We start from the raw sequence: 13,040 nt of genomic DNA on the forward strand, positions 1-13,040 counted from the left end.
TATAAAAAGTTGTACTTTAACGTGGGAATTTGTAAAATGAGTATACATGGACGTTAATGTATTACTAGGACAAAAAAGTAACCAACAGCAGCTGAACTGGACATTCACTGCTCGTTGGTTACTTTTTATGAGAGGACTAGCCACGTCCGCTCTGCGCCTTTGTTAAAGATACGCCATTAAAGAAGTCGCAATTGAGAAATAAATAAGCAGACCGACTATGTCATTAACAGTTGTAATGAAAGGACCGGATGCAATTGCTGGATCAAGTTTTAGTTTATTAATGATTAATGGGATAGTTGAACCAATGACAGCCGAAATACCGAATGTACAGAGGATGGACACACCGACAATTAATGCTACCATCCAGTTACCAAATATAATGGTAATCATAACGCTGATCAGTGCCATACATATAATTCCAATTAGAATTCCTGTACTGAATTCCCGCCTAATCATTTTCCAGAATCCTCCGTCTTCAATCGTCTCAAGTGCTAGTCCACGCACTGCAACAGCTAGTGATTGCGTTCCGATATTTCCCGCAGAACCCATAATCATAGGAATAAAAGCAGCAAGCACGACGACAGCTTCAAGTGTTTCCTCAAATTGTCTGATTACACCACCGGTAACTAATCCAAAGAGCATGAGAATGATAATCCAAGGCGCACGTTTTTTTGCGGCTGTAAATGGACTTAATGTCAAATCTGTGGCCCCTTTGGTAGCTGAAATTTCTCCAAAGTCTTCTGTAACTTCTTCTTCAAGGATATCCATGACATCATCAAATGTAACAATACCAAGTAGATGATTATCTTTGGAAACAACAGGAGCGGCAAGAAAGTCATACTTCTTAATCATCCGGCCAACATCTTCCTGATCCATATCCTCTGGAACAGACACTGTTCTTGTAGTCATAATATCTTTTATTACCTCGTCGGGAGCAGCGATGATCAAGTCCCTCAAGGAGACGACCCCTACTAGTATTCCCTCACAATCGACTACATAAAGATAATAAATACTTTCGGCACTTGGAGCCTCTTTTCTAAGCATCTCTAATACATCGGCAGCAGTATCTGTAGACGAGATACTGATCAGTTCTTTTGTCATAATCGCTCCAGCAGTTTTAGGAGCATAGGACAGCAAAGCTTTTATCTTCTCGGCCTTTTCTTTATCCATTTGGAGTAAAATATCTTCAGCTCGTTCACTATTAATTTCTGTCAAAAAGTTCACAACATCGTCTGTAAACATTTGATTAAACATACGAATAGAGTAGTCTTCATCCAATTCTAAAAAGAAAAGCTTTTGGTCGCTTATGTCTAATCCGCCAAAAATCTCTGCAAATTCCCCTGGTGTAAGATAGGAATACCCCCGCGACCTAGCGTCACCATCCAATTTTACGAAAATATCGAGTTGATCGGATGGATGTAAGTCTAAGAAAGTATCTCGAAACTTTTCCTTATCGCCAGCATCTAAAGTATCTAAAATTAATTTTGTATATTGTTCCCGTGTTTTTTTGGTTAGTTTAACCATCGTAATTTCCTCCTTTGACAGGAGTCAATCTACTAAAATAAAAAAATATGTGAGAATAGACTCCTGAATTGTTTTAACTTTTCCATCATGCAACAAAAATATGATTCCGAATTGGGTTCGGGAATAAGATCCAATCTATCCCACATCCTTTCTAAATATATAAGAAACTACAAATTAAAATGCTGTGATATCTTAGGTATCCAGGGTTAGCCACGTCCGGCTCCAGCGCCCAGCAACTAGCAGATCTTTTGGTGGGACGAGCAGTGCGCAGTCCCAAACTTCACACTCCTCCAATCGATAAGTCAACATCAACTCAAAACTAAAGGAGGGCCGCTTAAATACGGGCTAAAGCCCAACATCGGCATACCCCTAAAGGGGCATGTTTCCTTTATCTCATTCCGGAGTGCTCCAGTTTGTACGTTGCTAAACGGGCGCTTGCGCCTTTGTTCATAAAAATAAAAATACACCTTCTACGGCTAGAAGGTGTATTGAAAAAAGCATAATTAAGAAGAGTTCTGATTACGAACACAGTTAAAAAAGCTTATCAAATATCCTCCAATCGTAGAGCTTTAGCACTGTGTGGCATAGGAATCATATCCAGCTACATTAAAAACCACCTTATGTCGATGGTTCCTGTTGACCCATTGGCGTCTTTGGACATTTTTGGGCAGTAGCGTATCTCCAACACAGGAGCCTTACCTAACGAAGGTCTATTTACATACGAATACAATGGTACAGGTATTCTGGGCATTAGTCAACCTTACCGAAAAGTTACTGCACCTCCCGTGTCTTAAAATATTTTTCAAAGACTCGAAAGTAAAAAGCTACTCGAACAACAGCTGAAACCATTTTTTGAAAAATCCATCATCATTATCTTCCTGTTCCGGGGCAATTGTTGGCTCACAATAATCAACTGGTTCCGTCCCTTTTTTAAAATACATCATAAGGCTTTCTCCGCAATAGGGAGTCGCCCGTAAACCTGTCTCAAGATCAATCGGAACCCCAACGACACCATCTGGGATAGGGAAGTTTTCCTGCTGTTCCCCTTCATGTGCCTTTTCCATCACACGGGCCCAAATCTCTTTCGCATACGTCGTTTCTTGCACTGCTGTAATAACGCGGTGGTCATCATATCCGGTCCATACACCGGTCACAACAGAAGGACTATAACCGATCATCCAGTTATCGGCCTCTGTCGTCCCGGATTTACCCGCATAGAGTCTTGTTAGATGATGGGAAATCGGACTTCCAGTGACCGGCATATAGCCATTCAGCTTCGGTTCGAAAATCCCGGTAAGCAGCTGGGTCAAAATAAAACTCGTCTGCTCATTCAATACTTGTCGTCCGTTTGAACTTTTTCGCTCATATAGTACCTGGCCATTTTTGTCCGTGATTTTTCGAATCGTATATGTTTCCAGCTCTTTTCCTCCATTTCCAAGCATCCCGTAAGCTGTGACAAGCTCTTCTAACGTAACAGACGCTGTCCCAAGCGCAAGGGAAGGGACGGCAGGCAACTCTTTTTCAAAACCAAAAATTTGCGCAGTATCAATGAACCGTTCGATACCAAGCTGCAGACCTGTGCGAACGGCATACACATTATCGGAAAGGGCGATTGCTTCGGCGAGTGTAATAGGCCCATAAGCATAATAATGATTGAAATTTCCCGGCTCATACACGTTCCCATTCTCGAGCCGGAATGTAGTCGGTTCGCTCATCAATTTCGTCAGTGGTGTAAAGCCGTTTTCCAGTGCAGCATAATATAAAAAAGGTTTGAAACTTGACCCTGGCATCCGAAAAGCATTCCGTACCCGATTAAATTCACTTGCCTGATAGCTTCTTCCACCAGCAAGGGCGAGGACTTCTCCTGAATGGATATCTACAGAGAAAACCCCCGCCTCTAGTTCTGTCGTTTCTGGAATAATTTCCTTCATGGCCGTTTCTACCTGTTCCTGAACGGTTTCATCAATCGTCGTATAGAGCTCATAACCACCCGCGCGAATTAATTGCTCCGTTACTCCAAGAATCGCAGCTGCCTCTTTCATCGCCATGTCCTGGAAATGCCCGGCAAATTCCTCGCGTCCTTCATCTTTATCCGTTCGGTACTCAAGTTTTTCTCTAATTGCCGTATGATATGTTGCGTCATCGATTATCTTTTCTTGCCATAAACGCTTTAAAATCAATTCTTTTCGTGCTTCGGCATTTGCTTCGTTATTAAAAGGCGAATAATAGGTCGGTCCCTTAGGAATCCCAACAAGCATCGCTGTCTCCGCGTACGACAGGTCCGTTTGCGGTTTACCGAAGAAATACTCACTCGCCGCCTCAATCCCGTAAGCACCATGACCGTAATAAATCGTGTTCAAATACCCTTCCAGGATCTCATCTTTCGTATAATGCATCTCAAGCCGCACGGTATAAAACGCTTCTTTCAACTTCCGGATCCATGTCTTTTCATGGGTCAAATATAAATTCCGAGCGAGCTGTTGGGTAATCGTACTCGCACCTTCCCGGAGTGAACCAGAACGGATATTTTTAATAATCGCTCCGCCAATACGTATGAAATCAAAACCATGATGCTCATAAAAATGATGGTCTTCGATTAAAATCGTTGCAGCAATCACTTTTTCCGATAGATCTTCCTTCTCGACCCAATACTGGTTCCGTATCCCGCTCTCAATTCCAATTACCGCATCATCCCTGCTGTAAATCTTCGTATCCTGCTCCGCTCCCATTGGGGGTGGTCCCAAGAGGTAAATGAATGCTAAGAAAAAAACTGCAAAAAGAATAAGCGCTATGACCATATAAATACCGAGCCGCACCAACCGCCACAGCAACCGATGCTTTCTTCGCCTCTTCACTGACACCCAGCTCCCTAAACCTAGCTTTTTTTACAGTATGGGAGAAATTGGCCGATTTTAAACAATAAAAAAGAAAGGAGGACGCCCCATTCCTTGTGTATCAAACTCGTTAATTCTCTTACGGTTTTCAAAGCTACTCGTGCTTCCTGTAATAATACCAACTTTAACCAAAATAATTCCTCCAAAAGTATATAGACTGCATGATCGTGGTGCATTTTTTTGAAATCCTTATGTATCAAGGATAAACCGGATCACCGCACTGAACACCAATAGATTTTCCCTCCTGATTTGTTAATCCACCAACTTGGAATATATCTAAAAAGTAGCCAACAAAGTGTGAGTAAAAGAAAAACACATCTTTTTATTGATTACCATGTCAACTTACCGATATAATAAGGTCATTATTCAAAAAGGAAAGGCGATAGGATGAACGAGCCAGAAAAGCGTGTTGCGCTTCAATTGAAAATGAAGATTCAGGATGCTTCAGACAAGGAAGTAAATCATATAAAAGCAACCGGTGTATTCTTCCGGAAGGGCAAGCTGGATGTACTAAGGTTTGAAGAAACAATAGATGATATGGAAATTTCATCACTTATCACAATCCAGAAAGAGAAAGTGACGATTAAACGAACCGGTGCCGTCTCGATGCATCAGCAATTTCGCCTTGGTCAAGTAACAGAAAATGTTTACAAACACCCGCATGGAAACCTGCATATGGAAACATTCACGCAGCTGATGATGTATCAGCCATTGGGGCAAGGCATACCAGCGCGATTGAACCTGGATTACACTGTTAAACTAAATGGGCAAGATGAACGAAAGCATACATTGGAACTTATTATTATAGAGGAGGACCCCAGATGAACGTACTGGAACAAACAGAACAGAAATTGAAACAAGAAATTTCGGAAGCCGTACTTAAGTCAGACCTTGCAAGCGCAGAAGAACTTCCGGAAATTATTTTAGAGAAACCAAAAGATAAATCCCACGGTGACTTTGCAACGAATATTGCCATGCAGCTTGCCCGAATTGCAAAGAAAGCGCCACGGCAGATTGCTGACGAGATTGTAAAAGTGATCAACGAGACAGAAGCATCAATTGAAAAAATCGAAATCGCAGGACCTGGGTTTATTAACTTTTTTATGAAAAATGATCTTCTCGAGCAAATCATCCCGACAATTCTTAGAGAGCAGGACAATTACGGGAAAAGTGATGCTGGTAAAGGCAAACGTATCCAAGTAGAGTTCGTTTCGGTAAACCCGACTGGTGACCTCCACCTTGGTCATGCCCGCGGAGCAGCTTATGGGGACGTGCTTAGTAGTTTGCTCGCGGCGGCAGGCTATAATGTCGAACGGGAGTATTATATTAACGATGCCGGCAGCCAGATCGATAAGCTAGGGTTCTCGGTTGAAGCACGCTACTTGCAGGAGCTCGGTGAAGACGTTGAGATGCCGGAAGACGGTTATCACGGACAAGTCATTATCGATATGGCAAAAGCAATTGTCGCAGAAGACGGCAATAAATGGCTGGAAAAATCTCATGAAGAACGCTTTGAATACATGAAAGAGTATGGACTTAAGGCTTCACTGCGAAATATTGAACGTGACCTGAAAGACTTCCATGTCGAATTCGATAACTGGTTCTCGGAGCGCACCTTATATGAAGATGATCAAATACCGAATGCAGTCCAGCAGCTGAAAGAGAGTGGCTATATTTATGAAAAAGATGGTGCAACGTGGTTCAAGACGACGGAATTTGGTGATGATAAAGACCGTGTCATCATTAAACAGGATGGTAACTACACGTATCTGACACCGGATATCGCGTACCATAAAAATAAATTGGACCGTGGCTTCGATAAACTCATCAACGTCTGGGGTTCCGATCACCACGGCTATGTCGCTCGTATGAACGCAGCGATTCAAGCGCTCGGTTACCCGGCAGATAAGCTGGAAGTAAAAATCATTCAAATGGTGAATCTCTTTGAAGGCGGGGAAAAGGTACGAATGAGTAAACGTACCGGAAAAGCTGTGAGCTTGCGTGAACTGATGGAAGAGGTCGGAATTGATGCAACCCGTTATTTCTTCGTCGCCCGTTCCAACGATTCCCAGCTTGATTTCGATATAGACCTTGCTCGTTCTCAGTCCAACGAAAACCCGGTTTACTACGTGCAATATGCACATGCACGGATCTGTACGATGCTCTCTCAAGCGGAAACAAGAGGTTTCGATGTTAATGGGAAGTTTGATTTTGCAGAGCTTACATCAGAAAAAGAGCAAGAGCTCCTTATGAAGATCGGCTCCTTCCCGCAAACGGTCGCTGACGCAGCGGAAAAGCATGCACCTCAACGCGTAACGAATTATGTATTCGAACTCGCAAGCTTACTTCATAGCTTCTACAACGCAGAGAAAGTACTTGATGCAGATGCACCGGAACGGACAACTGCAAGAATCGCCTTAATGAAAGCAGTCCGTATCACTATCGCCAACGCACTTAACCTAATCGGCGTAACCGCACCGGAGAAAATGTAAAGAACATAAGAGCCAAATTAATTTCTTTTGTGAAAGGAATTGATTTGGCTCTTTTTTGTTGTTTGAAAGATTTTATGATTAGGGTTCTTCTTACATTAATGGGGGAACAAGTGGTAGATGTTTTCCCATTACCGTGTTGATCTAGCTTGAGTGGGAAAATAAATGGTGTTTATTTTCCCGTTATCGTGTTGATCCAGTGTAGATGGGAAAACAAACGGTGTTTATTCTCCCATTCTCGTGTTGAACTAGCGTGAATGGGAAAACAAACGGTAATTATTTTCCGATTATCGAGTTTATCCAGTATGAATGGGCAAACAAATAGCAATTATTTTCCTAATTAGCATCCCCATCTCGCATGAATGACAAAACAAACTAAAAGATTTCGACAAAACTATTGACTGAATGGTCATTCACCTATAAAGTAGTATGTACTATAATGATATGTATCTATATCATTTCAGACGAGAAATTTTTTTAGAACACCATGTAATCGCTATCATTCTGAATAAATGAAAAAAGAGGGGGCATTTAAATGGATACATTTCAAATTATTAACTGGATCGCATTCTTAGTTGTAACCATCTATGCAATCTATTTATTTGCTAGAGTCATTGCAACGAGAATGTCCTATATCAAACTTGGGAGAAAGTCAGAGTTTGATGGCGAAATCAAATTACGTCTAAAACGCGTAGGGAAAATTGTTTTCGGTCAATCGAAGCTGCTGAAGGATAAGAAGTCTGGAACGATTCATGTGATGATGTTCTATGGATTCATCCTTGTCCAGTTCGGCGCAATTGACATGTTCATCAAAGGATTATCACCGGGCAACCATTTGCCATTCGGATCGCTTTATCCAGGGTTCGTCTTTTTCCAAGAACTCGTTACGTTGATGATCCTTGTAGCGGTATTTTGGGCATTTTACCGCCGTTATATGGAAAAGCTTGTCCGACTGAAGCGCGGATTTAAAGCAGGTCTTGTACTTATTTTCATCGGGACACTCATGCTTTCTGTCCTTGCTGGAAATGGGATGCTCATGCTCTGGGAGGAACGGGCAGTAACCTGGACAGAGCCTGTTGCGAGTTTAATTGCAACAGCTTTTAGTTTTCTATCACCAGAGACAGCGATGGTACTGTTTTTCGTTGCTTGGTGGGTGCATACGCTCACGTTGCTTACCTTTTTAGTATACGTTCCGCAATCCAAGCACTTCCACTTGATTGCAGCACCAATCAACGTATTTTTAAGTAAAAAGGTTCCTGGAAAGTTAGAAAAAATTGATTTTGAAATGGACGCGGAAGACGAGGAAGAAGAAATTTCCTTCGGTGTAGGGAAAATTGAGGACTTCAGCCAATACCAGATGATTGATTTTTACGCCTGCGTGGAATGTGGCCGTTGTACCGACGTCTGCCCAGCTGCAGGTACCGGGAAGATGCTTTCCCCAATGGATATTATGATTAAACTGCGTGATCATCTTACAGAAAAGGGAGCAGCAGTAACTGGTAATTCACCTTGGGTGCCGAGCTATGCATTCTCGAATTCTACTGGAAATATGGCCAGTAGCGAGGGAGAGGCTGCAGCAACAATTCAAAATATGAGTCTTGCAGGTGACGTCATTACTGCTGAAGAGCTTTCTGCATGTACGACTTGCCGGAACTGTGAAGATGCTTGCCCAGTAAATAACGAACACGTTGGAACGATCATTGACCTGCGTCGTTACTTAGTGATGACGGAAGGGAAGATGGATTCTGAAATCCAACGTGCCGTGCAAAATATCGAACGTCAAGGTAACCCTTGGGGTCTATCGAAAAAAGATCGCGTGAAATGGCGCGAAGAAGATGAAACAGTATACATTCCGACGGTAAAAGAATTGAAGAAAGAAGACAAAGAGTTTGAATACCTGTTCTGGGTAAGTTCGATGGGGGCCTACGATAGCCGTAGCCAAAAAATCGCTCTTGCTTTTGCGAAACTAATGAACCGGGCAGGTGTCAGCTTTGCGATTTTAGGAAACACTGAAGCAAACTCAGGAGATACAGCCCGCCGTATCGGAAATGAATTTCTTTTCCAAGAGATTGCAGAAAAGAACATAAAGCAATTCAATAAATATAATGTGAAGAAGATTGTTACAATTGACCCGCACGCCTATAATATCTTTAAAAACGAGTATCCAGACTTTGACTTTGAAGCGGAAGTCTACCATCATACGCAATTACTCTATGATTTAATCATGGAAGGAAAATTGCAGCCAACCGGCCAGATCAATGAACGCCTAACGTACCATGACTCCTGTTATTTGGGCAGATATAATGGCGTATATGACCCACCGCGGGAAATCTTGAAATCGATTCCGGGGCTGGAATTAGTAGAAATGGTCCGTACCCGTGAAAACGGCATGTGCTGCGGGGCCGGCGGAGGCTTAATGTGGACGGAAGAAACAACCGGAAATCGCATCAACGTCGCCCGTACAGAACAAGCATTACAAGTGAACCCATCGATGATTTCGACAGGTTGTCCATACTGCTTGACGATGATCAGCGACGGAACAAAAGCGAAAGAAGTCGACGAAGATATCGGCACGCTTGACGTAGCTGAAATTCTAGCAATCTCCGTATTTGCTGAAGAAGAAGAGAAAACAGCGTAATAATAAAGTGAACCTTCATTCAGTGAGGATTCCTTCCCTCCCCACTGAATGTTAGTTGAACAGAATCAGGGATTTACGGACTGTATATCCCCACCTTCACACCTCGGGCTTTACTCATGTTTAGAGATGGGGGTATTACAGACCGTTAATACGTGATAAATTGAGGTTGGGAAATGAACTATTTTAATCTATTTCCCAACCTCTAAATTTACTAACCTATAATGAGCGAGCGATCAATCAGACGCGCTAATATATTTTTTTAGGAGGATCATAATGAGAAAATCAGTAATTGTGTCAGGTGCAAGAACTCCATTTGGAAGATTCGGAGGCGGATTACAACCTCTCCAAGCAACAGACCTTGGTGGAAAAGTTATTTCTGAAGCGGTCAAACAAGCAAACTTGGAAGGTGACCAAATCGATGAAGTGATTATGGGAACTGTACTACAAGGTGGCCAAGGCCAAATCCCTTCCCGCCAAGCAGCAAGAAAAGCCGGACTCCCTTGGAACGTGAAAACAGAAACAATCAACAAAGTCTGTGCATCCGGACTTCGCGCCGTTACTCTCGCCGATCAACTCATTCGTCTAGGAGATGAGGACACGATCGTAGCAGGTGGAATGGAAAGCATGAGTAATGCCCCTTATATTTTAAAAGATGCCCGCTGGGGACACCGGATGGGTGACAGACCTGTTGTAGATTTAATGATTCACGACGGACTCACCTGCTCCTTTGAAGGTGTCCATATGGGGAATTATGGAAACAGCACAGCGAATAAATACGATGTCAGCCGCGAAGCTCAAGATGAGTGGGCCTACCGGAGTCATATGCGGGCAGTTGAAGCAATTGAAGAAGGTAAATTCAAAGATGAGATTGTCCCTGTTGAAATTCCGCAGCGAAAAGGGGATCCGGTCCTTATTGATACAGATGAAGCACCACGGAAAGATACGAGTATCGAAAAACTTGCGAAATTGCGCCCGGCATTTGATAAAGACGGAACAATCACAGCTGGTAACGCACCAGGCGTAAACGACGGAGCCTGTGCATTTGTTGTGATGGGTGATGATACAGCAGAGAAACTTGGGAAAACACCGCTCGCAACGATTCTCGGTCACGCAGAAGTTGCCGTTGAAGCAGAGAATTTCCCGCAAACGCCAGGTCTTGTTATTAACGAACTTTTAAAGAAAACTGGCTATACGAAAGAGGATATTGAACTCTATGAAATCAATGAAGCATTCGCTGTTGTGTCGCTCGCAAGTGGGGAAATCGCTGGAATTGATATGGAGAAAGTAAATGTCAATGGCGGGGCAGTAGCACTTGGTCACCCAATCGGAGCAAGTGGCGGAAGAATTATTTTAACACTTATCCATGAACTGAAAAGAAGAGGCGGCGGTCTCGGAATTGCTGCGATCTGTAGTGGCGGTGGTCAAGGAGATGCCATCTTAATTGAAGTGAAATAAGAGGGGGAACGATGATGACAATTAAACGCGTAATGGTAATCGGTGCAGGTCAAATGGGGGCAGGGATCGCCCAAGTGGCGGCCCAAGCTGGTTTTGAAGTGCTTTTACACGATGCAAATGGAACAGCGCTTGATGAAGGGATACAACGAATTGAAAAACTCCTCACCCGAGCCGTCCAAAAGACGAGAATCACAGATGAAGAGAAGGCATCAACGCTGAACAATCTAAAGCGAGCAAAGAAACTAGAAGATGCGCGTACTTGTGATTTAGTCATCGAAGCAATTGTTGAAAATATGGACGTGAAAACAAAACTTTTCCGTGAACTGGATGAAATTACTCCAGCTCATACAATTTTAGCGACGAATACATCATCTTTACCGATTACGGAAATTGCCGCTGTAACAAATCGTCCGGAACAAGTTATCGGCATGCATTTTATGAACCCGGTCCCGGTTATGAAGCTCGTCGAAGTCATCCGCGGGATTCAAACAAATGATGAGACATATGAAAAAATTTCTCAGATGGCAGAAGAACTAGGAAAGACTTCTGTTGAAGTTGCTGATTTCCCAGGTTTTGCAGCGAACCGGATTTTAATGCCGATGATTAACGAAGCAATTTATGCGGTTTACGAAGGTGTCGCTTCACCAGAAGATATTGATACGGTGATGAAGCTCGGTATGAATCACCCGATGGGACCACTTCAGCTGGCAGATTTCATCGGGCTTGATACATGTCTCTACATTATGGAAGTGCTCTATGATGGTTTTGCAGATAGTAAATATCGTCCGTGCCCATTACTTAGAAAATATGTGAAAGCAGGCTGGCACGGTAAGAAATCCGGTCGTGGCTTTTACGTATATAGCTAATACAGCAAGAGAACAGCAAAGGGGGTAACCGGAATGGATTTGACATTTACCGAAGAACAGGAAATGATCCGTAAAATGGTCCGTGATTTTGCCGAAACAGAGATTGCGAATGAAGTGGAGCGGATGGAGCGTGAAGACCGCTTTCCAGAAGAAGTGATCCGGAAAATGGGTAAGCTCGGTTTAATGGGGATTCCAATTCCAGAGAAATACGGTGGAAGTGGAATGGATTTTACATCGTACATTATCGCTATTAACGAAATTTCAAAGGTGAGTGCTGGTATCGGCGCTATCTTATCTGTTCATACATCCGTTGGTACGAACCCGATTTTAAAATTTGGTACGGAACAACAGAAAGAAAAATATATCCCGAAGCTTGCAAGTGGAGAATACGTGGGAGCATTCGCGCTCACGGAACCTGGTGCGGGCTCGGACGCCGCAAATATTAAAACAACGGCAAAAAGAGACGGGGATCACTATATTTTAAACGGCTCGAAACTGTTCATCACGAATGGTACCCATGCAGATACGTTCATTACATTTGCAAGAACCGGTGAAGGGGCGACTGGAGTTAGTGCCTTTATCGTGGAAAGGGAAACCTCCGGTTTTTCCATTGGGAAAGCTGAGAAGAAGATGGGCATGCATGGTACTGGGACGGTTACACTGAATTTTGACCACTGTAAAGTACCGAAAGAGCAACTCCTCGGAGGAGAAACGGAAGGCTTTAAAATTGCGATGGCGAACCTGAATGTCGGGCGTATTGGTATCGCTGCCCAAGGCCTTGGTATTGCAGAGGCCGCTCTTGAGCATGCAATCCATTATGCGAAAGAGCGTGAACAATTCGGCAAGCCAATCGCCCACCATCAAGGGATTTCATTTAAACTTGCCGATATGGCAACAGAGGTTGAAGCTGCCAGGTTATTAGTTTATCGGGCAGTAGATCACGTTGAAAAAAATCTTTTGCTCAGCAAAGAAGCATCCATGGCGAAAATGTACGCATCAAACACGGCGATGAAGACCGCGATTGAAGCGGTACAAATACATGGCGGCTACGGATATACCGAAGATTACGCTGTCGAACGGTTTTTCCGGGAAGCGAAAGTTACCCAGATTTATGAAGGTACCAATGAAATCCAACATGTTGTCATATCGAAAAACTTACTGGATTAGGAGTGAA

8 protein-coding genes and 1 riboswitch are annotated in these 13,040 nt (G+C 43.2%); of the genes, 6 read left to right on the forward strand and 2 right to left on the reverse strand.

What is annotated here, in order from left to right; genetic code table 11:
- Window positions 1–162 precede the first annotated feature (162 nt).
- Window positions 163–1,524, reverse strand: coding sequence for a magnesium transporter (gene mgtE / locus WKU33_RS01200; protein WP_156854197.1), 1,362 nt, complete (start codon window positions 1,522–1,524; stop codon window positions 163–165).
- A gap of 547 nt (window positions 1,525–2,071) precedes the next feature.
- Window positions 2,072–2,238, reverse strand: a riboswitch (M-box (ykoK) riboswitch).
- 110 nt (window positions 2,239–2,348) lie between these two features.
- Window positions 2,349–4,379, reverse strand: coding sequence for a transglycosylase domain-containing protein (locus tag WKU33_RS01205; protein WP_232334277.1), 2,031 nt, complete (start codon window positions 4,377–4,379; stop codon window positions 2,349–2,351).
- 426 nt (window positions 4,380–4,805) lie between these two features.
- Here WKU33_RS01205 and WKU33_RS01210 point away from each other — a divergent pair, with 426 nt between their 5' ends.
- The 6 genes from WKU33_RS01210 to WKU33_RS01235 all read left to right on the forward strand — a co-directional run bounded on the left by WKU33_RS01210 (window position 4,806) and on the right by WKU33_RS01235 (window position 13,033).
- Complete coding sequence (locus WKU33_RS01210; RefSeq protein WP_156854199.1) at window positions 4,806–5,243, forward strand: DUF1934 domain-containing protein; 438 nt, start codon at window positions 4,806–4,808, stop codon at window positions 5,241–5,243.
- A complete protein-coding gene (gene argS, locus WKU33_RS01215) occupies window positions 5,240–6,910 on the forward strand; it encodes an arginine--tRNA ligase (RefSeq protein ID WP_156854201.1) in 1,671 nt (556 codons plus the stop codon). Before WKU33_RS01210 ends, argS begins: the two co-directional genes overlap by 4 nt.
- Window positions 6,911–7,442: 532 nt before the next feature.
- Window positions 7,443–9,545 carry a (Fe-S)-binding protein gene (locus tag WKU33_RS01220; RefSeq protein ID WP_340452818.1) on the forward strand — a complete coding sequence of 701 codons (2,103 nt, stop codon included), beginning with the start codon at window positions 7,443–7,445 and terminating at the stop codon, window positions 9,543–9,545.
- A gap of 273 nt (window positions 9,546–9,818) precedes the next feature.
- Entirely contained in the window at window positions 9,819–11,000 is a 1,182-nt protein-coding gene (locus WKU33_RS01225) for an acetyl-CoA C-acetyltransferase (protein ID WP_336251714.1), read from the forward strand.
- A 14-nt stretch (window positions 11,001–11,014) separates the two neighbouring features.
- On the forward strand, window positions 11,015–11,866 hold the full coding sequence (locus WKU33_RS01230; protein WP_198042538.1) for a 3-hydroxybutyryl-CoA dehydrogenase: 852 nt from the start codon (window positions 11,015–11,017) through the stop codon (window positions 11,864–11,866).
- A gap of 33 nt (window positions 11,867–11,899) precedes the next feature.
- A complete protein-coding gene (locus WKU33_RS01235; protein ID WP_156854209.1) occupies window positions 11,900–13,033 on the forward strand; it encodes an acyl-CoA dehydrogenase in 1,134 nt (377 codons plus the stop codon).
- The last annotated feature ends 7 nt before the right edge of the window (window positions 13,034–13,040 follow it).

The organism is Oceanobacillus sp. HCA-5259 (genome assembly GCF_037892815.1).
Taxonomy (GTDB): Bacteria; Bacillota; Bacilli; order Bacillales; family Amphibacillaceae; genus Oceanobacillus; species Oceanobacillus indicireducens.

What these genes read in the sequence shown, in the direction of transcription:
- mgtE (WP_156854197.1), bottom strand. Translation starts at nt 1,524, where the DNA reads ATGGTTAAACTAACCAAAAAAACACGGGAACAATATACAAAATTAATT.
- WKU33_RS01210 (WP_156854199.1), top strand. Translation starts at nt 4,806, where the DNA reads ATGAACGAGCCAGAAAAGCGTGTTGCGCTTCAATTGAAAATGAAGATT.
- argS (WP_156854201.1), top strand. Translation starts at nt 5,240, where the DNA reads ATGAACGTACTGGAACAAACAGAACAGAAATTGAAACAAGAAATTTCG.
- WKU33_RS01220 (WP_340452818.1), top strand. Translation starts at nt 7,443, where the DNA reads ATGGATACATTTCAAATTATTAACTGGATCGCATTCTTAGTTGTAACC.
- WKU33_RS01225 (WP_336251714.1), top strand. Translation starts at nt 9,819, where the DNA reads ATGAGAAAATCAGTAATTGTGTCAGGTGCAAGAACTCCATTTGGAAGA.
- WKU33_RS01230 (WP_198042538.1), top strand. Translation starts at nt 11,015, where the DNA reads ATGACAATTAAACGCGTAATGGTAATCGGTGCAGGTCAAATGGGGGCA.
- WKU33_RS01235 (WP_156854209.1), top strand. Translation starts at nt 11,900, where the DNA reads ATGGATTTGACATTTACCGAAGAACAGGAAATGATCCGTAAAATGGTC.